This window comes from Puia sp. P3 (assembly GCF_050632245.1).
GTDB lineage: Bacteria > Bacteroidota > Bacteroidia > Chitinophagales > Chitinophagaceae > Puia.
Genome location: NZ_CP192583.1, coordinates 3,323,526 through 3,341,755, shown reverse-complemented (window position 1 = coordinate 3,341,755; position 18,230 = coordinate 3,323,526). Strand labels below are relative to the sequence as shown.

Sequence of the window (18,230 nt, the reverse complement as noted above, 5' to 3'; positions counted from 1 at the left end):
ACCTTTGCTGCCTTTATGAAGACAAGAACGCTCAAGAAGGACAAGGTCAATATCATCACCCTCGGGTGCAGCAAGAATATGGTCGACAGCGAGGTTCTCAGCGGACAGCTGCTGGCAAACGATATCGACGTGGTTCATGAGAGCCAGAAAAAAGATCATAATATCGTCGTTGTCAATACCTGCGGCTTTATAGATAAAGCAAAAGAAGAGTCGGTCAACACGATTCTCGACCAGGTGGCGCTGAAGAAGAAGGGCCGTCTGGACAAGGTCTATGTTACCGGTTGCCTTAGTCACCGCTACCGGGAGGACCTCGAAAAGGAGATCCCCGAAGTGGACGCCTGGTTCGGGACGATGGAGCTGCCGCTGATGCTGAAGAAATTCGAGGCTGATTATAAGGCCGAGCTGCTGGGTGAACGGCTGCTGGCGACTCCGCAGCACTATGCCTATCTGAAGATCTCGGAAGGCTGTAACCGTACCTGTTCTTTCTGCGCCATTCCGCTGATGCGGGGCGGACACGTCAGCCGGCCGATCGAGGAATTGGTAAAGGAGGCGGAAAGCCTGGTGCGCAAGGGAGTAAAAGAGGTGATGCTGATCGCGCAGGAGCTGACCTACTATGGACTGGACATCTACAAACAGCGTATGCTGCCCGAGTTGCTGCATCGTCTTGCAGACGTAAAAGGGCTGGAATGGATCAGGCTCCACTACGCCTATCCTTCGAAATTCCCGATGGAGATACTGGACGTCATGCGTGACCGCAGCAATATTTGCAATTACCTGGACATGCCGCTGCAACACGCCAGCGATAATATGTTAAAGGCCATGCGCCGCCAGATAACGAGGGCCGAGATGACCGATCTTATCTGCGACATCCGGGCCCGGGTACCGGGTATCTGTCTGAGAACAACGCTGATCACGGGATTCCCCGGCGAGACCGAACAGGACGTGGAAGAACTTAAGGAGTTTCTGCAGGAGCACCGCTTTGACCGGGTAGGTATATTTACCTATTCGCACGAGGAGGGTACGTCTGCCTACGGCCTGGAGGATAATATTCCGGCGGACGTGAAGCAGCAACGTGCGCAGGAGGTCATGGAGGTCCAGCAGGAGATCTCCTACGAAAAGAACCAGGAGAAGGTGGGACAGGTCTTCCGGACCCTGATCGACAAAAAGGAGGCGGGAAGGTATCTGGGCAGGACGGAATTCGATTCAGTGGAAGTAGACAACGAGGTCATTATCCACAGCGACAGGAAGCTGGTCGTCGGAGACTTTGTAAACGTTCGGATCACGAAGGCCTATGACTATGATCTGGAGGGGGAAATCATTTAGGCAAAAAATCACCTCAAAAATAATTTTTTGCCTAAACACCATTTTATGTCTTTGAACCTGACTACGTCAGGTTTGGCTTGACTAGTTAGTTAAAATCTGCAAAGAACAGATTAAATAGCGCGGGTTGGTCAGGGCCTGGAAGTGATATTTTTGTCGAAACTAATAGACATTCACATGAGTTTTAACTGGAATGGAGTATTCCCTGCCCTGACAACCAAGTTCACGGCCCATGACACGCTTGATCTGCCTATGTTCGGAACCAACCTCGATGCCCAGGTGAATGCCGGCATCAACGGCGTCATTATCGGAGGCTCGCTCGGAGAGGCCAGCACGCTGGAGCTGGATGAGAAAGAGGCGCTGGTCAAATATGCAGTCGAAAGAATCGGAAAGAAGGTTCCCGTATTATTGAATATAGCCGAAGGAAGTACCCGCGAAGCCATCAGGCAGGCTGCTCTGGCCACCAAATGGGGTGCGAAAGGTCTGATGCTCCTTCCGCCGATGCGCTACAGGAGCGACCACCGCGAGACGGTGACTTATTTCAGGACGGTAGCCGAGTCTACCGATCTGCCCATCATGGTCTACAATAACCCGGTCGACTACAAGATCGAAGTGACGCTGCAGATGTTCGAAGAGCTCAGCGACCTGCCGAATATCGAGTCTGTAAAGGAATCGACGCGCGACGTATCCAATGTGACGCGGATGATCAACCGGTTCGGAGACCGTTATAAAGTGCTCTGCGGCGTCGATACGATCGCTATGGAAGAGCTCCTGATGGGCGCTTGTGGTCTGGTCGGTGGTCTGGTCTGCGCCTTCCCTGCCGAGACGGTAGCCGTCTACAAACTAATAAAGGCTGGCCGGGTCGAAGAGGCCCTCGAGATCCACCGCTGGTTCCTTCCCATGCTCGAACTGGACCTGCAACCCAAGCTGGTGCAATATATCAAATTGGCCGAGTCCCTGACCGGCATCGGTACAGAGCACGTACGTGCGCCGAGGCTGCCCTGGTAGGCAACGAACGCGAGCGCGTGATGGCTATTATCCGTAAGGGGCTGGAGAATCGCCCGGTATTGCCGGAGTACGCTTCCCTTTCGGTATAGATCGCTTGAGGCCGGGATGGCCTTAAGGACAGATTTTACTAAATTTATGGTATGAAATTTCAGGATGCAACCACAAAAGAGATCGACAATATTTTGGGGGAGGCGTGGCAGGCCTTTGGTGTGTACCGCCGTACGACCCTAAAGCAGCGCGCCGACCTGATGCGCGCCATCGCAAGGGGGCTGGAAACGGCCGGTGACGAACTGATAAAGACGGCGATGCGGGAGACCAATCTGGCAGAGGCAAGACTGAAGAACGAAAGGACGCGGACCATGTTCCAGCTGACCAGCTATGCGGAGGCCTGCGAGGCCGGCCACTGGCTGGAGGCGCGCATCGACACCGAGGCAGATGGAAATCCCGATATCCGCAAACAGCAGGTGCCGCTGGGACCCGTGGTCGTATTTGGGGCAAGCAATTTCCCTTTCGCCTATTCCACTGCGGGAGGCGATACGGCGACGGCCCTCGCCGCAGGCTGCCCGGTCATCGTCAAGGGGCATCCCGCGCACGCGGAAACTTCTTACAGAGTAGCGGAGATCATAGCGAAGGCAGTAGCAGAGGCCGGTTTGCCGAAGGGTATATTCGCGCATGTACACGGACTATCTTTCGAAACAGGCAAGGCGCTGGTAACGCACCCGTATACCCGCGCTGTCGGCTTTACCGGCTCGTATGGCGGCGGGAAAGCGTTGTTCGACTGGGCTAATCAGCGGCCACAGCCTATACCGGTGTTTGCCGAGATGGGCAGCATCAACCCCGTATTCCTATTACCCGGAAAATTGAAGGAGGACGCGCGTGAACTGGCGGGATTACTTGCTGGTTCGGTGACCCTCGGAACGGGGCAGTTCTGTACGAATCCGGGGCTGATCCTGGGGGTCGATGGGGAAGAGCTCGGGACATTTATCCGCGAGCTGGGGGCGGCGGTTGCCAACACCAGTCCCGGAACGATGCTGCATCCCGGCATTGCCAAAGCCTATGCGGAAAAGAGGGGAGCGGCCCTGACACAGGCAAGCGTCGAAACGGTTGCGGTATCGGCGGCGGCGGCACAGGACAACCAGGGTGTTCCAACGATAGCGTCGGCCAGCGGCGAGGCCTTCCTGAACAATCCGCTGCTGCACCAGGAGGTATTCGGTCCCTATTCGCTGGTCGTCCGCTGTAAGGATATGGCCGAGCTGACGAAGGTGGCGGGTCTTCTGGAAGGACAGCTGACGGTATCGCTGATGGCGACGGATAAAGATCTGGCGGACCATCCCGCGCTGGTGGAAGTCGCTCAGGACATCTGCGGCAGGCTGATCCTGAACAACGTCCCGACCGGCGTCAGGGTATCGCTGGCCATGCAGCACGGCGGGCCTTTCCCGGCAACGACCGACAGTCGTTTCAGCAGTGTAGGCGCGGATGGTATCAAACGATGGGTACGTCCGGTGGCGTATCAGAATTGGTCCGACGCCCATCTTCCCGACGCGCTGAAGAATGAAAATCCCCTGCATATCTGGCGGACGGTAAACAATCAATTGACCCAAGACCCAATAGATGCCCTGGAAGGGACTCGTCCGAAGGACAGACATTAAATCTTTGTCGGAGATGTAATAAATTTTACAAAAACACATCTCCGACACAAATAAAGATCCACCATAATGAAGAAGACCTTTTTCTGCATCGATGCGCATACCTGTGGCAATCCCGTCAGGCTGGTAGCCGGCGGCGGGCCCGTACTCGAGGGGAAGAATATGAGCGAGAAGCGCCAGCATTTCCTGAAAGAATTCGACTGGATCCGCAAGGGGCTGATGTTCGAGCCCAGGGGGCACGATATGATGAGCGGCAGTATACTCTATCCGCCGCACGACCCGCAGAACGACGTAGCCGTACTTTTTATCGAAACCAGCGGGTGTCTGCCGATGTGCGGACACGGGACCATCGGTACGATTACGATCGCGCTCGAAGAGGGGTTGATCCAGCCCAAAACGCCAGGTAAGATCCGGATGGAAGCGCCGGCCGGACTCGTGCTGATCGAATACAAACAGGAGGGGAAAAAATAAAGTCCGTAAAGCTGACCAATGTGCCCGCCTACCTGGCCGCGGAAAATATTGCCGTCGAGTGTCCGGACCTCGGGCCGCTGAAAGTAGACGTTTCCTACGGAGGCAATTTCTACGCCATCGTCGACCCGCAGGAAAATTTTAAAGGACTGGAGGACTATTCTGCTGATCAACTGATTAGCTGGAGTCGGGTGATGCGTCGCCGGATAAATGAGGCCCATGAATTCATACACCCGGAGAACCCCACCATCAATACGTGCACGCATATTCTCTGGACAGGAAAGACGATCAGCCCCGATGCTACGGCCCGCAATGCCGTATTCTACGGTGACAAGGCCATTGACAGAAGTCCCTGCGGGACGGGGACCTCGGCCCGGATGGCCCAGTGGTTTGCCAAAGGAAAGTTAAAAGAGGGAGACGTCTTTGTTCATGAGAGTATTATCGGAAGTAGTTTTACCGGGCGGGTGGAAAAGGCGGTAACGGTAGCCGGAAAGCCGGCGATGATTCCCAGTATAGAGGGATGGGCAAAGATCTATGGGTATAATACCATTTCGATCGACCCGGAAGACGATCCCTACGCCTACGGGTTCCAGGTGCTATAAACAATCACTAAGTTTTTATGTTGTAGTTGGCGTTTAAATAAATTCGATAAATTCGCCAACTACTCTTATGGACTGGACATCGACGTATTTACCATACCGGCAGACAGGCTATTTTTCCCGCATTATCACGGATTATCTGGACCAGGCTGCTGAGCTCACCCCTTCTATAGTCACCCCGCTACCGAAGATGGACTGGGAAAGGCTATTGAAGCCAGGAAACAGTCTCCTGTCGACAGGTCCGTCCTGACGGGGGCGCTCCTGGAACAATATGCAGGGATGCCGTCCGCACCGGAAGTCCTGGCGAATATCGAAAAGCTGAAGGCAGACACGACCTTTACCATTGTTACGGCTCATCAGCCCGCTATCTTCACCGGGCATCTCTATTTCATCTATAAAATATTGCATACGATCCGGCTGGCGAACGATCTGTCCCGGCGCTATCCCGGCTATCATTTTGTACCGGTCTTTTATATGGGTAGCGAGGACGCCGACCTGGACGAGCTCGGGAACATACACCTGGGCGGTGAGAAACTGGTCTGGGATACCAAACAGACCGGTGCGGTCGGACGGATGAAGACCAAGGGACTGGACCGGCTGATCTTTCGCATCGAGGGCGAGCTGTCCGTACAGCCTTTTGGAAAAGAACTGATCGCGATGCTGCGGGAAGCCTATCTGGAAAGCCCGGATATCCAGACGGCGACCTTCCGGCTGCTGCACCGGCTCTTTGCCGAGTGGGGCCTGATCGTTCTGATCGCGGACCGGCCGTCATTCAAACGGCTGATGATCCCCGTATTCGAAGACGACCTCTTTTATAATAAGCCTTCTGAGATCGTGAACAGGACCATCGAACAGCTATCCGTTCACTACAAGGTGCAGGCCAACCCCAGGGCGATAAACCTGTTCTATCTGAAGGACGATATCCGCGGCCGGATCGAGCAGGACGGGGACTATTATCTGGTCCATACTACCGATCTCCGGTTTACAAAAGAACAGCTCGCCGAAGAGCTGCACCGCTATCCCGAACGGTTCAGCCCCAACGTGATCCTGCGCGGGCTTTTCCAGGAGCGTATTCTGCCGAATATCGCTTTTATCGGCGGAGGCGGCGAGACGGCATACTGGCTCGAACTGAAATCGCTGTTCGATCACTATCAGACGCCATTCCCCGTGCTCGTCCTGCGTAACTCTTTTATGCTTGTGGAACCGCAGTGGAAGGAAAAGGCGGAGCGAATGGGTTTTGGACTGGCAGACCTTTTCAGGCCGGAGGAAGAGCTGATGAACCTGCTCGTAAAAAGGGACTCTCAGCAGATCCTGAACCTGGGGAAGAGATAGCGGTAGCCAATCGCTACTACGAATCCCTCAAGAAACTGGCGCGTCCCGTGGATCCCACGCTGGAGCAGCACGTGACGGCTCTGCAGACGAGAGCCGTGGAGCCCCTGCGGGTACTCGAGAAGAAGCTGCTCAGGGCCGAGAAGCGGAAATTCGCCGACCAGCAGCGGCAGCTGCAGTCTCTGAAGACGTCGTTATTCCCCGGCGACGGTCTGCAGGAAAGGGTGGAGAATTTTATGCCCTGGTATGCTTTGTACGGGAAGGAGTTTATCCGCAAACTGTACGAAGAGTCACCGGCGCTGAAGCAGCAATTCGTAGTGCTCGCGTTATAGATAACCCACTTTGTCGATCTTCAGGTCCGGGGTCAGGATATAGCGCCTTGGTACGCCGGTCGGCAGGTCGACATGCGATATTTCCTCCTGATTAATATTTTCCAGAAACATCATCAGCGAACGAAGCGAGTTGCCGTGTGCGACGACGAGGATATTCTTTCCGGCGGCCAGTAGCGGCTGGATAGCGGTCTGATAATAGGGTATGACCCGGGCGGCGGTGTCGGCCAGGCTTTCGCCGCCGGGAGGCCTGACCGAATAACTCCTCCGCCAGGTGGCGACCTGTTCGTCGCCGTATTTTTTTGCGATCTCCGCCTTGTTGAGTCCCCTGGAGCCGGCCGTAGTTGCGTTCGTTGAGTGCGCGGTTGCGCATTACCGGTAGATCGGGGTATCCGGCGGAAATCAGGATAAGGTTCATCGTATCAATGGCGCGCTGCAGCTGCGAAGTGAAGCCCTGCGAGAAGGTGAGGGTTTTTAGTTTTCGGCCTGCCGCGCGTGCTTCTTCCATTCCAAGTTCTGTCAGGGGAACGTCCTCTTCACCCGTGAAACGGTTTTCGAGATTCCAGGATGACTGGCCGTGCCTTACGAGGACTAGTAGTGGCATAGTGGTCGATTTGGGAGACAAAGATAGGCTATTGAACGCGGCCGGTGAGCAGCGCTACCGGATAGTCGTCCGTTTTTAGTTGCAGTGTTTGCCCCGATTTGTACCTTTTACCGGTGAACAAATGACGCCACTCTGTGGGAGCATCCGGCGGCATCGGCAGGCTGAGCGTGGCGGGAACCGACGCCTTGCGGATAAGGGGGCCACCGTCAGCGCCCAGTCATTTTCATGACGGCGGACAAAGGCCAGATAAGGGCCGTCGGTCTGTACCGGAATATATTCTCCTTCCGCGAAAAGCCGGGGATATTCTCTCCGGAAATTAAGCACACGATAGAGCGTAAATAACTTCTCGGCGCCTTTCTCTCTGTGGGCGCGCGCATACGCAAGAACGGCCTCCGCGCCCTTCGTCTCTTCCGCGATCAGCTGATCGAGGATGCCCATGCGGATGGAATAGTCGATAGCGCGTCGGTTGTCGGGGTCGACAAAGCTGGTCTCCCAGAGCTCGGCGCCCTGATAGATATCGGGAATGCCCGGTGCTGTGAGTTTTATCAGCTGCAGGGAAAGGCTATACGTAAAGGACTGCCGGATGACGGCCGTAGCGAATGGTACGAACGCTTTCAGGAAAGAAGAGCCTTCCGTGAGAATGTCTTTGACGAACTCCTGGCACTGCTTTTCGTAGGCTTCGTCGGGACTGTCGTAGTTGGTCCTGGTCTTTGCCTCGCGCAGGGCCTTGGTCAGGTATCCGGAAAAGCGTTCGCGGAACTGGCCGGTGACCACGCCGTCTTCGGGGAAACCGCCCAGCAGCGCCTGGTAGATCAGGTATTCGTCGTTGGGAGATATGGCGGCGTGGTTGATCTCTCTCCAGCGCATAACGGCGTCTGTCCATTCCTGCGGCCGGGCGCTGAGCAGCTGGAGACGGATCCGCGCGTCCTCGCCTCTTTTGGTGTCGTGCGTGCTGGTGGCGTTTAGAGTATGTGGAAAGTGCTGCTGGCGGTGGGCCATCTTCCGGTGAAATTCTTCCGTGCTCATGCCCGCACGGGCAGGGGAATCGCCGACCTCGTTGAGCGCGATATAGGGATTGTAGACGTAGAAGGTCGTGTCTTCGATGCCTTTGGCCGCAAGGGGGCCTGTCCACTGCATCAGGCGCAACCGGAAGGGACTGGCTGTTCCGAGCCGCGCTTCGAGTTGGAGCAGCTCGCGGCTATGGTCGGGGCGCGCTTGCCGGGCGCGGGTAAGGGCCGTGCCGAATATCTTTCCGTCGGCCGGCTGGTCACCGGAGTAAGCCCGGTAGACCGGAAACGCCGCCATAAGGGCTGCAAGTGCCTCTTTTAGGCGGTCGTAGTCCTGGACGGGCGCCAGTAGCCGCAGCAGCTCGTCTAGTTCGCCGCGCATATAGGTGAGAAGAAAGGAGTATTTTTTTCGAAGACGATATCGGGGTAGTCCGGGAGGTCGACGATGTTCCGGCGGTAAAATTCCAATAGTTGCCGGCTGCCTTCCGCGTCGGTCAGCAGCTGACCGGCGAAGGACAGGAAATCATAGCCGGTAGTGCCATCCAGCCGCCATTCTTCCCTGAGCTGCTCGTCGCCGCTGAGGATCTTTTCTGCGATGGTGTAGCAGTCTTTACCGAACTGGTCGCGCAGCCGCTGGCAGTAGCCTTTCGGATCGGCCAGCCCGTCGATATGGTCGATGCGCAGTCCCTGTATCCAGCCCTGCCGGTACCAGTGCAGGATCCTTCCGTGCCAGGCGTCGAATACTTTTTCGTCCTCCATACGAAGACAGATAAGTCCGTTGATGGTGAAGAACCGGCGGTAGTTGATCCGCTTTGCCGCAAGGCTGGCAGGGGTCAGCAGGTAGTGCTGCCGCCGGAGCAGGGTTTCCATCAGCAAAGGATCGGAATTGATCAGGTCGACACGACCGGCGACCCACTCGTGCAGCCGCAGCGCAACCGGGTATTGGCGGTCGAAATACCGGATGACGTAGCGGCCGTCTGCAAGGTCGAGGCGGAGCTCGCCTCTGGAGATGCATTCAGCGATGGTGCCACCCAGAAAAGGCGCCATGAGCCTGTCGCCCATCGGGTCGACGGGGTGCGGAAATATATCGAAGAAGGAGTAGTGTTCGGCGTCGAAGCCGCGTTCGAGCACCTCCTTAATCCAGGGGTTGCTGCTGTCGTAGGCCATATGGTTGGGGACGATGTCCTGCAGCCAGGTCATGCCGTATTCTTTCAGCCTTGCAGCCAGTTGTTGCAGCTGTTCTTCCATTCCAATCTCAGGATTTAAGATCAGCGGATCGGTGACGTCGTACCCGTGGGTACTGCCTTTGAAGGCCGTAGTGATGGGCGACGCATAGATAGTACCAATGCCCAGCCGGTGGAGGTAGTCCACAATGTCTCCGAGCTGTCGCAGGGTAAAAAGATGGGTTAGCTGGACGCGATAGGTGCTGGAAGGGACTGCCATTTGATTTATTTTTTTCAAAGACTACGGCGGAGCTGGGCATGATCTTCATGGGGTGACCGGGAGCGATAAATGCCTCCGGTCCTTCGCCAGGTCCGCCCCACGCTGTATCTGCGGAGTCGAATACTTTGCCGAGATAGTGGCCGGTGATATTGTCCAGGGACACGGGCTCGCGGCCGAAATGAAGCCAGACGAACAAGCTGGTCGTTGAGGATCTTTCGTTCGAAGGGTAGGGTATTGCCTGTTGCCGGGTGTACGATCATCGTGTCGCGTGTGCGGCCCTGCAGAGCCGGTCGCGTCCGGCGCAGACCGATGAGGTGCCGGTATAGTGAGCGGAGGACCGCGCCCTGTCCTTCTTCATAGTCCCAGGTCAGCACGGCACTTTCGAACGTGGCAACGGCCATCGGGTCGGGCAGGTCAAGGCCTTCGATAAATCCACTGAATTCCGCGGCGCGCCCCCTGCGGACGGCGTCTGCCAGCTCGCTGTCGCCAAAGCTGCCGAAGAATGGAAAGGGATTCTCTTCGCCGTATTCCTCTCCCATGAATAGCAGCGGCACATAGGGGGAAAGGAGGACAGTGGCAGCCGCCAGCTTGAGCTGCTCGTAACTGAGGTTGCCGGTAAGCCTGTCGCCGATAGCGCGGTTCCCGACCTGGTCGTGATTCTGCGCGAAGACGACGAACTGGTCGTAGGAATTGCCGTCTGCCGAACCTCCGAAGGTCCGCTTGCGGTGCGGCGACCAGACGCCGTCATAGACATACGTATTCCGGAAAGCTTTTTCCAGATGGGTGATCGAGCCGAAGTCTTCATAATAGGCGTTGGTCTCGCCTGTCATCAGGGCCCGCAGGGCGTGGTGGAACTCGTCGGTCCACTGGCCGTCGAGGCCATAGCCGCCTTTGGCTGGAGGATCTATATAACGGGGATCGTTGAGGTCTGATTCGGCGATAAGTATTTTTGGGCAGTTGCACCGGCGCCCGGCGTCGTCGGCCAGGTCTTTCAACTGCTGCACGAAATGTATGGCGCTGAAGTCGCGGATGGCGTGGACGGCGTCCAGCCGCAGGGCGTCGACGTGGTAGTCCTCCAGCCACATGCGGGCGTTCTGGAGGAAATAGTTGCGGACTCCGTCGGACCAGGCGTCGTCAAAATTCAGTGCGTCTCCCCAGGGAGTCCTGTATTTGTCGGTGAAATAGGGGCCAAACTGTCCGAGATAGTTACCCTCCGGTCCCAAATGATTGTATACAACGTCGACGATGACAGCGATGTTCCGGGCGTGCGCTGCGTCGACCAGCCGCTGAAAGCCGGTGATGCCGCCATAAGAATGGTGTACGGCGAAGGGATATACGCCGTCGTATCCCCAGTTGCGTTCGCCGGCGAACTGGGCCAGCGGCATCAGCTCGATAGCATTAACGCCCAGGTCCGCCAGGTAGTCGAGCCGCATGATGACGCCTTCGAAGTCGTGGGAGGAAGTAAAGGTACCCACGTGCAGTTCGTAAACGATCATATTGCTGAGCGGAATACCTTTCCAGTCTTTGTCGCTCCAGGAGAACTGGCGGCTGGCCACCGCAGAAGGCCCGTGGACGCCGTCGGGCTGCCAGAACGAAGCGGGGTCCGGTAAGGCGTCGGCGCCGTCGAGGCGGAATTTGTACCTGTCTCCGGGACTAACAGGAAGGGATATTTGCCAGTAGCCGTTGTCCTGTCGCCGCATGGGATAGATGCGGGGGCGGTTTCAGTATCAGTAGACATCAGCTGGAGCTCCACGGTACGGCGCAGGGGAGCCCAGACGGTGAATTCGGTCAGGTCGGGGCTGTATCTGGCTCCGATGTCCTGCAGGATGAGATTTAGTGAGGTTTTCATTATTTTCCTTCTTTGTTCTTTTTCGGAAGAAGCCCCGCAGCAGGAAGTTGTGCTGTACTGCTTCGAGGTCATCGCTCAATTCTTTACTGCTGACGCGCAGGTTCTTCAGCGTGCGCTGCAGGTCGGCGGCCGCGTCTTCGTCGTTGAGCAGCACTCCGATGGGAGAGGTCTTATTGTTAAGTCCTTTGCCGGCGGTCTGCAGGGCGGTAGTGAACTGCGTCGCTTCATCGGCGGCCTGGTTCAGCTGCGCGACGGCTGTCTTAATGCGCACGAAGACCGTCGTGTCGGTGATCAGTTGATTGACGAGACCGTCGGACTGGCGGAGGCGGGCGGAAAACGCTTCGAGGTTGGAGACCATCTTCTCGCTGCCCGCGGAGGCCGTGCGGAGATTGTTGATCGACGTCCTCAGCCTGTCGGCGATGGCCGGATCGTTGATCAACTGACCCAGCGTACCCTGTCCTTCGCTGATCTTTCTGCTGACGGCTTTGAGATTGTCCGTGATGGCGAGAAGGTTGTTGTTGCTGGCCTGCAGGGTAGCGAACAGTTGCTGAGTACCCGCAGTTGCTGCTGCGTCGATGCGATCGTTTCCGGCGACTGCTGCGGCGCTGTCGCTGCCGCCTTCGATGATGACGATCTTATTGCCGACGAGGCCGTCTGTGCTGACGCGGGCTCTGGAGTCCTTGCGGATATGCGGCCGGGCCTTGTCCTCGATATTGAGAATGACCTCTACCTGTGACCTTCCGTAGAATGCGATCCGGCCGACCGTTCCGACCTTCATGCCCGACAGCCAGACATTATTTCCGGTCTGGAGTCCCCGGACGTCGTCGAAGACGACCTGGAGATGGAACATCTTCGAGAAAGTCTTGTGCTGGCCGCCAATGGTGAAGACGGTCCCCAGAAGGATCACCAGCCCAACGGCGATAAAGATGCCTACCGCCATGCGTTTTCGGGTGCTTAGTTCGCTCATTAGTCCGATATAAAATTGTACGTATAAAAATTTCTTATTCTCGGGTCGTCGCTGTCGAATACGTCTCCGAAGCCGCCCTGTCGCAGAAAACAGCCTTCGGAAAGCATGACGACGCGGTCACCGGTGGTCTTCGCACAGGTCAGATCGTGGGTGATGATGACAGCGCTGGTGTTGTACCGTTGCTGCACCTCGTTGATCAGGTCGTTGATATCTCCGCTGGTTACAGGATCGAGGCCGGCGGTGGGTTCGTCATAGAGCATGATCTCCGGCTGAAGGATCAGGGTGCGGGCGATTCCGATGCGTTTTTTCTGGCCGCCCGACAGTTCGGAGGGCATTTGTTTGATCGTTTGGGAAAGGCCGACGTCGTCCAGTACCTGCGCGATGGCCCGGTCGATCTCCTTGCGGCTGAGGTGCCGCTTGTTTCGGACCAGCGGAAATTCAAGGTTGTCGCGCACGTTCATCCCGTCGTAGAGCGCCGAGCTCTGAAAGGAAAAGCCGATCCGCGTCCTCAACTCCTGCAGTTCGCGCGGACCGAGCCGGTCGATCTCTTTTCCCAGCACATTCACGGTGCCCTGGTCGGGTCTGAGCAGGCCCGCGATGATTTTGATGAGCACGGATTTGCCGCTGCCCGAACGACCCAGCACCACAACATTCTCCCCTTCCAGACGTCGAGGTCGATCCCTTTCAATACCTGCAGGGACCCGAAGGCTTTTTTGACATTGCGCAGCGAGACGACGGCGTTACTGCGGTCGATACCGGGGTGCAGCTTGTCATATCTGGCTGTTGTGGTGCCCATATTAAAATCTGAATAAGTTTTGTACCTGAACGATGATCATCTCCTCGACAAAAATGAGGAACATGGATACGACGACGGAGGTGTTGGCCGCCCGGCCTACGCCAACCGTTCCCTGGCTGGCGTTGTAGCCGTTGAAACAACCGGCCATCCCGATGGTGAAGCCATAGACCACCGACTTGAATACCAGGGTCCATATATCGAAGAAGCTGATCTTCATGAAAGCCTGCTGGAAAAAAGAAGTGAAGCTGGTCTGTTCGTTCCGGTAGACGTTGAGATATGCGCCCATCATCGCAACAAAGCCCATATAGGAGGCCAGCACGGGCACGATACAGGTGGTGGCGAGAATACGGCTGACGACGAGGAATTTGAACGGATTGGTAGACGATACTTCCATCGCTTCGATCTGTTCGGTCACTTTCATTGATCCCAGTTCTGCGCCGATATTGGAGCCTACCTTCCCTGCGACGATCAGCGCAGTCACCAGCGGCGCCAGAGCGCGGACAATCGCGATGGCCATCAGCGACGGCAGCCAGGAAGCTGGCGCCGAATTCCGCGAGCGACGACCGCGACTGCTTGGTAAAGACCAGCCCGGTGATAAAGCCCGTCAGCGTAATGATAGACAGCGATCGTATGCCGACCTCAAAGAACTGGTTGAGAACCTCTTTGTATTCATAAGGAGGGAGGAAGGCTTCGCGGAAGAAGCGGAGCATAAACTGATAAATATCGTAGATGCGTAGAAAGAGGTCCTTCATCCTCCTAGTGGGTAAAATACTATGCCACAAGGTTTATCGGCGGGATGGGGCTGATTTTCCACAGGAACGGATAAGACGGATAGTGTATTAAAAAAAGCGGCCATTTTGAAATCTATTTTTAGATAGATGTCGTATATAGACTACAGATATTTAGAACATTCCATGGCGTTATCCGCCATTCAACTTGTTATAGTCTTCATAGGCAGTTAGGTTTGGTAATTCAGGGAGATTCTTCTCCCTGATTTTATTTGGAGAGGTCGGAAAAGGCCTGATGCCCTGGAATTCTTTCCCTTTTTCCGGTTTTCGGGAGAATTTTCCCAAAACGGGACCGGCGGGCTCTGTGAGCAGCTTATATAAGGGTGAAAACCAATATGATGACTTTTGGTATGAGGGTTGAAACCTATATTGTAAATCCGTTTTTATGAAATTTACGACCCTCAACCCCCAAAAAACCGTAGTAGCGCTGGCTTGCCTGCTTTTTACATTTTCTACCCTGAAGGCAAACCCCAATTTCAAGACCAATGAATCGAAAGCCGCTGCCCGTGCCGCGAAACGCGCCGAGATGAAGATGATCCTGGCAACAGCGGCGAGCATTTATGCAGAGATGGATCTGGAAGACTCCGGTCTTAGCAGAAAGGCTTTTGAAAGCGCCTGGACCGGCTACTATAAATTGAGGAAAAAGGGTTTCTTACGCAGATCAAATATTTTGTCTATATGCGATTTCAGCCAGTCCTCGAGCAATCAGCGGCTGTATGTCATCGACGTTCGCAACCGCCGGCTTCTGTACCGTACTTATGTAGCGCACGGCATCAATTCCGGAGAAGAGTTCGCCAACTCTTTTTCCAACAAAATGGAATCCTGTAAGAGCAGTCTTGGTTTCTATATCACGAAGAAGACCTACAGCGGCATCAACGGTATGTCGCTGCGGATAGAAGGCGTGGACAAGGGTTTCAACGACAACGCCGCCAAACGCGCGATCGTTATCCACGGCGCCAATTATGTGAGCAAGCGGATCCTGAATAAATATGGCGTGATGGGTACGACCTTTGGCTGCCCCGCCATCCCTTCCGAAATGACCTCTCAGATCATTCCGGTGGTTAAGAACGGTAGCTGTTTCTTTATCTACTACCCGTCGCAGAAGTACCTGACGAAGTCTGCCGTACTGAACAGCTAGTCCTTTTACCCCCTGATTTTACAAAAACGGTGCCGCTCCCAGGAGCGGCTTTTTTATTTTATATTTGTGACACAAGCTTTATCCCCATGTCGCTCACCATTACACCTGCCATAGCAAAGCCTGCCGCCCCGGCGAAGACTACGGGGCAGACCCTTGCCGCAGCCATTCCGGTCTATATCTATGCGGTATCCCCGGCCGCCCTGCTGACGATCGTCGGCGTTCTCTGGGATATTTCCTGGCACAAAAGCATCGGCAGGGACAAATTCCTTTCGCCGCCGCATATCCTGATCTATCTGGGGGCGATCTTTGCCGGTCTTTTCTCAGGGTTGCAGGTTTTGTGGAACTCTTTTTACCGGCCGGCTGCCTCGAAAGCGACGCTGATCCGGGTCTGGGGGATCTTCTACAGCAGTCTGGGTTCCCTTTTCTGCATCTGGGGCGCCATCGCCATGCTGACTTCGGCGCCTTTCGACGACTGGTGGCATAACGCCTATGGACTGGATGTGAAAATACTTTCCCCTCCCCATACGCTGCTGGCGATGGGGATGATCTTTTTAGTGTTTGGGGGCTGCGTGAGCATTTGCAAATACCTCAATGCCGGGGCGCGGGGCGAGGCAAGGGTAAATATGGGGGTGCTGAGGGTATTGTTCGTCATCTGCGCTGCCAGCCTGCTGACGATGGTCTATACGCTTTTTACGGACTATCTGCACGTTCGGGGCATGCGGGCGCCGGGATTTTATATCATCGCGACTGCAGTTAGTCTCCTGTTCCTGCCGGCCTTTGGCCGGGCACTGCGCTTCAAATGGGGGATGACGGCGGTGACCGGGGGTATTTTCTTCTGGTGGCCATTTCCAACTGGATACTGGAGCTTTTCCCGGCCGAGCCAAAATTAGGGCCGATCCTTACCCATATCACCCATTTTCAGCCGGCACAGTTTCCGGCGCTGGTATTTATCCCGGGTCTGGCGATGGACCTGATCATGGCTAAAAGTAAGACGGGCGAGTGGAAAAAGGCGCTCTATATGGCCCTGGCCTTTGTCGGACTGCTGGCGGCCATAGAATATCCGCTGAGCGGCTTCCTGGTAGAGTCTCCGGCAGCGAGGAACTGGTTCTTCACGGCCGACACCTGGTACTATGCGTTCTCACCTGACGCTCCACACCGGTATCATTTCATGCCCCGGGACCTGGCTACGCTGCCGCAGATGCTGTTCGGGCTGATCGTCGCCGCCGGTCTCGGCTGGCTGTGCGCCCTGCTGAGTCTGCGCTGGGGGAAATGGATGCAAACAATTCAACGCTGATTGATGAAGTCACTCATTCTCCTGCTCTTTTTACTGGCGACCGGGCCCGTGTTCGCACACGTTGGAAGCCCGGACGTAGCGCTTGAAGGCGTTGCCGGACCCTACCGGCTGCTGGTCAGCGTCAAGCCTCCGGAAGTCATTCCCGGGACGGCCCTGGTGACGGTATATCTGCAAAACGGCAATGGTGTTGCGGTATCGGCCCAACCCATTTATTTTTATTCCGGCGCCGGGGTGCGCCTTCGGCGGACTGGCTGCCCGCCGTGCCGGGGCAGCCGGGACAGTTCAGGGGTCCGGTGTGGATGATGAACGACGGCTCGTCGAGTATTCTTCTGCACGTGGAAGGGCCGGCGGGGAAGGGAGACCTGATCGTTCCGATCGTCGCCGTTTCTACCGCTCAAAAAAATTGCCGGCGGCCACGAGGTATGTGCTGGCCGGATTGGGGATCCTGCTTTTTGTCCTTCTCGTTACTATCATTGGCGCCAGTGTCGCGGACGGCCTGACGAAGAAGGGGGAAGGCCTGACGGTCCGCGGAAGAAGGGCCAAACGCATTGGCATCGGAGTAGCCGCATTGTTGTCTTCCCTGATCGTCTTTGGCGGAAATTCCTGGTGGCAGAGCTGGGCCGGCCGCTACAGGCATTTTATGTACAGGCCGATGCACGCCAGCTATCTCACCAGTAATGACAGCGGGATCAACCGCCTCACCATCAATATCGATACGGCCAGCGCTCAGCGTAAGGCGTGGCTGCCGTATATCATACCGGACCATGGTAAACTGATGCACCTCTTCGTGGTGCGGGTGCCGGATATGGACGTTCTTGCCCACCTGCACCCCGAAAGACTCGATGTCGCCAGTTTTCGGGCCGAACTGCCGCCGCTGCCAAAGGGCCGCTACCTGGCCTTTGCAGACGTGGTCAACCTCTCCGGGTTTGCCGAGACGATAAAGGATACATTCGATATCGGCGTCAGTCTGGCCGACAATCAGCGGAGCGGCGACCCGGATGACGCCTATGCCTATGCGCAGCCATTGAGTGCGGATACGGCGGCCCGCAGGAAGGCGACTGACGACCTCGTCGTCGAGCTGCGGCAAGACCGGAGATCCCCTGGGTGGTGCTGAAGGATGGGTCGAGGATCGTGGAAGAAGAGCCCGCCGAAGGCGATCTGGAATCCGGCCAGTTGTACAATCTCCGTTTTGCGGTATACGACGAAAACAAACAGCCGGCAAAGCTGGAGCCCTATATGGGCATGATGGCCCACGCCGCGATCATCAAAGACGATGGCAGCACCTATGTCCATCTTCATCCGGCGGGGACGGTCTCTCTGGCGGCCCAGGAGGGAATGGAGCGGCGGATCAAACAGCCCGAGAACGAATATCATCTCCCTGATCCCGGGTCATTCCGTGATAGTATCGACCGGCTGGTCGGTGGGTTGAGAAGGCTGCCCGCGGCACCGCGGGATTCGCTCCTGATGAAGGAAATGAACATGGCTTCGGGACCGATGACCGGTATGGCGAACATGGTCAGTTTTCCATATACCTTTCCGCAGCCCGGCATTTATCGCATCTGGGTGATGGTGAGACGCAACGGGCAGGTACTCACGGGCGCGTTCGACCGTAGGGTAAAATGAATTACCTTCGGGCATGCGACAA

Annotated in this window: 19 protein-coding genes and 3 pseudogenes; 12 read left to right on the top strand and 10 right to left on the bottom strand. The window is 56.1% G+C overall.

The window, feature by feature from the left end; all coding sequences use genetic code 11:
* Nucleotides 1–15: 15 nt before the first annotated feature.
* The 6 genes and pseudogenes from rimO (at nucleotide 16) to ACQ86N_RS20345 (ending at nucleotide 6,702) form a co-directional block, all read left to right on the top strand.
* Nucleotides 16–1,323: a 30S ribosomal protein S12 methylthiotransferase RimO gene (rimO, locus tag ACQ86N_RS20370; RefSeq protein ID WP_431216714.1), complete on the top strand. Its 1,308-nt coding sequence runs from the start codon at nucleotides 16–18 to the stop codon at nucleotides 1,321–1,323.
* A gap of 174 nt (nucleotides 1,324–1,497) precedes the next feature.
* The gene (locus ACQ86N_RS20365) at nucleotides 1,498–2,328 is read left to right on the top strand and encodes a dihydrodipicolinate synthase family protein (protein WP_431216713.1); all 831 of its coding nucleotides are present in this window, start codon (nucleotides 1,498–1,500) and stop codon (nucleotides 2,326–2,328) included.
* A 140-nt stretch (nucleotides 2,329–2,468) separates the two neighbouring features.
* Nucleotides 2,469–3,977, top strand: a complete 1,509-nt coding sequence (locus tag ACQ86N_RS20360) for an aldehyde dehydrogenase (NADP(+)) (protein ID WP_431216712.1) — start codon at nucleotides 2,469–2,471, stop codon at nucleotides 3,975–3,977.
* A 66-nt stretch (nucleotides 3,978–4,043) separates the two neighbouring features.
* Nucleotides 4,044–5,044 (top strand): annotated as a pseudogene (locus tag ACQ86N_RS20355) (4-hydroxyproline epimerase).
* Nucleotides 5,045–5,236: 192 nt separating this feature from the next.
* Nucleotides 5,237–6,373, top strand: a complete 1,137-nt coding sequence (gene bshC, locus ACQ86N_RS20350; protein ID WP_431217515.1) for a bacillithiol biosynthesis cysteine-adding enzyme BshC — start codon at nucleotides 5,237–5,239, stop codon at nucleotides 6,371–6,373.
* A gap of 47 nt (nucleotides 6,374–6,420) precedes the next feature.
* A complete protein-coding gene (locus tag ACQ86N_RS20345; protein WP_431216711.1) occupies nucleotides 6,421–6,702 on the top strand; it encodes a hypothetical protein in 282 nt (93 codons plus the stop codon).
* On the opposite strand, the gene ACQ86N_RS20340 is transcribed toward ACQ86N_RS20345, so the two are convergent.
* From ACQ86N_RS20340 to ACQ86N_RS20295, 10 genes and pseudogenes are all read right to left on the bottom strand, one after another.
* Nucleotides 6,697–7,008 (bottom strand): 2,3-bisphosphoglycerate-dependent phosphoglycerate mutase, encoded by a 312-nt coding sequence (locus tag ACQ86N_RS20340; protein WP_431217514.1) that lies wholly within the window; start codon nucleotides 7,006–7,008, stop codon nucleotides 6,697–6,699. The genes ACQ86N_RS20345 and ACQ86N_RS20340 overlap by 6 nt on opposite strands.
* Before the next feature lie 19 nt (nucleotides 7,009–7,027).
* Nucleotides 7,028–7,303, bottom strand: a pseudogene (locus ACQ86N_RS20335) (2,3-bisphosphoglycerate-dependent phosphoglycerate mutase); the annotation flags it as partial.
* A gap of 75 nt (nucleotides 7,304–7,378) precedes the next feature.
* Nucleotides 7,379–8,692 carry a hypothetical protein gene (locus tag ACQ86N_RS20330; RefSeq protein WP_431216710.1) on the bottom strand — a complete coding sequence of 438 codons (1,314 nt, stop codon included), beginning with the start codon at nucleotides 8,690–8,692 and terminating at the stop codon, nucleotides 7,379–7,381.
* Complete coding sequence (locus ACQ86N_RS20325; RefSeq protein ID WP_431216709.1) at nucleotides 8,677–9,753, bottom strand: alpha-amylase family glycosyl hydrolase; 1,077 nt, start codon at nucleotides 9,751–9,753, stop codon at nucleotides 8,677–8,679. Before ACQ86N_RS20325 ends, ACQ86N_RS20330 begins: the two co-directional genes overlap by 16 nt.
* Before the next feature lie 14 nt (nucleotides 9,754–9,767).
* Nucleotides 9,768–11,453 carry a malto-oligosyltrehalose trehalohydrolase gene (gene treZ / locus ACQ86N_RS20320; RefSeq protein WP_431216708.1) on the bottom strand — a complete coding sequence of 562 codons (1,686 nt, stop codon included), beginning with the start codon at nucleotides 11,451–11,453 and terminating at the stop codon, nucleotides 9,768–9,770.
* Between the two features lie 27 nt (nucleotides 11,454–11,480).
* Nucleotides 11,481–12,569 carry an MlaD family protein gene (locus tag ACQ86N_RS20315; RefSeq protein WP_431216707.1) on the bottom strand — a complete coding sequence of 363 codons (1,089 nt, stop codon included), beginning with the start codon at nucleotides 12,567–12,569 and terminating at the stop codon, nucleotides 11,481–11,483.
* A complete protein-coding gene (locus ACQ86N_RS20310; protein ID WP_431216706.1) occupies nucleotides 12,569–13,183 on the bottom strand; it encodes an ABC transporter ATP-binding protein in 615 nt (204 codons plus the stop codon). The genes ACQ86N_RS20315 and ACQ86N_RS20310 overlap by 1 nt, the downstream gene beginning before the upstream one ends.
* A complete protein-coding gene (locus ACQ86N_RS20305; RefSeq protein WP_431216705.1) occupies nucleotides 13,132–13,365 on the bottom strand; it encodes a hypothetical protein in 234 nt (77 codons plus the stop codon). Before ACQ86N_RS20305 ends, ACQ86N_RS20310 begins: the two co-directional genes overlap by 52 nt.
* Nucleotide 13,366: 1 nt before the next feature.
* On the bottom strand, nucleotides 13,367–13,882 hold the full coding sequence (locus ACQ86N_RS20300) for an MlaE family ABC transporter permease (protein ID WP_431216704.1): 516 nt from the start codon (nucleotides 13,880–13,882) through the stop codon (nucleotides 13,367–13,369).
* Nucleotides 13,883–13,958: 76 nt separating this feature from the next.
* Nucleotides 13,959–14,075: pseudogene (locus tag ACQ86N_RS20295) on the bottom strand (ABC transporter permease); the annotation flags it as partial.
* A gap of 463 nt (nucleotides 14,076–14,538) precedes the next feature.
* On the opposite strand from ACQ86N_RS20295, the gene ACQ86N_RS20290 reads away from it, so the two are divergent.
* From ACQ86N_RS20290 to ACQ86N_RS20265, 6 genes are all read left to right on the top strand, one after another.
* Complete coding sequence (locus tag ACQ86N_RS20290) at nucleotides 14,539–15,291, top strand: murein L,D-transpeptidase catalytic domain family protein (protein WP_431216703.1); 753 nt, start codon at nucleotides 14,539–14,541, stop codon at nucleotides 15,289–15,291.
* Between the two features lie 86 nt (nucleotides 15,292–15,377).
* Entirely contained in the window at nucleotides 15,378–16,181 is an 804-nt protein-coding gene (locus ACQ86N_RS20285; protein WP_431216702.1) for a hypothetical protein, read from the top strand.
* Nucleotides 16,130–16,585: a hypothetical protein gene (locus ACQ86N_RS20280; protein WP_431216701.1), complete on the top strand. Its 456-nt coding sequence runs from the start codon at nucleotides 16,130–16,132 to the stop codon at nucleotides 16,583–16,585. The genes ACQ86N_RS20285 and ACQ86N_RS20280 overlap by 52 nt, the downstream gene beginning before the upstream one ends.
* Before the next feature lie 3 nt (nucleotides 16,586–16,588).
* Nucleotides 16,589–16,888: a hypothetical protein gene (locus ACQ86N_RS20275; RefSeq protein ID WP_431216700.1), complete on the top strand. Its 300-nt coding sequence runs from the start codon at nucleotides 16,589–16,591 to the stop codon at nucleotides 16,886–16,888.
* A complete protein-coding gene (locus tag ACQ86N_RS20270; RefSeq protein ID WP_431216699.1) occupies nucleotides 16,881–17,699 on the top strand; it encodes a hypothetical protein in 819 nt (272 codons plus the stop codon). The genes ACQ86N_RS20275 and ACQ86N_RS20270 overlap by 8 nt, the downstream gene beginning before the upstream one ends.
* The gene (locus ACQ86N_RS20265) at nucleotides 17,690–18,208 is read left to right on the top strand and encodes a hypothetical protein (RefSeq protein WP_431216698.1); all 519 of its coding nucleotides are present in this window, start codon (nucleotides 17,690–17,692) and stop codon (nucleotides 18,206–18,208) included. The genes ACQ86N_RS20270 and ACQ86N_RS20265 overlap by 10 nt, the downstream gene beginning before the upstream one ends.
* Nucleotides 18,209–18,230: the final 22 nt, after the last annotated feature.

What these genes read in the sequence shown, in the direction of transcription:
- rimO (WP_431216714.1), top strand. Translation starts at nt 16, where the DNA reads ATGAAGACAAGAACGCTCAAGAAGGACAAGGTCAATATCATCACCCTC.
- ACQ86N_RS20365 (WP_431216713.1), top strand. Translation starts at nt 1,498, where the DNA reads ATGAGTTTTAACTGGAATGGAGTATTCCCTGCCCTGACAACCAAGTTC.
- ACQ86N_RS20360 (WP_431216712.1), top strand. Translation starts at nt 2,469, where the DNA reads ATGAAATTTCAGGATGCAACCACAAAAGAGATCGACAATATTTTGGGG.
- ACQ86N_RS20330 (WP_431216710.1), bottom strand. Translation starts at nt 8,692, where the DNA reads ATGCGCGGCGAACTAGACGAGCTGCTGCGGCTACTGGCGCCCGTCCAG.
- ACQ86N_RS20325 (WP_431216709.1), bottom strand. Translation starts at nt 9,753, where the DNA reads ATGGCAGTCCCTTCCAGCACCTATCGCGTCCAGCTAACCCATCTTTTT.
- treZ (WP_431216708.1), bottom strand. Translation starts at nt 11,453, where the DNA reads ATGCGGCGACAGGACAACGGCTACTGGCAAATATCCCTTCCTGTTAGT.
- ACQ86N_RS20315 (WP_431216707.1), bottom strand. Translation starts at nt 12,569, where the DNA reads ATGAGCGAACTAAGCACCCGAAAACGCATGGCGGTAGGCATCTTTATC.
- ACQ86N_RS20305 (WP_431216705.1), bottom strand. Translation starts at nt 13,365, where the DNA reads ATGGGCACCACAACAGCCAGATATGACAAGCTGCACCCCGGTATCGAC.
- ACQ86N_RS20300 (WP_431216704.1), bottom strand. Translation starts at nt 13,882, where the DNA reads ATGGCCATCGCGATTGTCCGCGCTCTGGCGCCGCTGGTGACTGCGCTG.
- ACQ86N_RS20290 (WP_431216703.1), top strand. Translation starts at nt 14,539, where the DNA reads ATGAAATTTACGACCCTCAACCCCCAAAAAACCGTAGTAGCGCTGGCT.
- ACQ86N_RS20285 (WP_431216702.1), top strand. Translation starts at nt 15,378, where the DNA reads ATGTCGCTCACCATTACACCTGCCATAGCAAAGCCTGCCGCCCCGGCG.
- ACQ86N_RS20275 (WP_431216700.1), top strand. Translation starts at nt 16,589, where the DNA reads ATGAAGTCACTCATTCTCCTGCTCTTTTTACTGGCGACCGGGCCCGTG.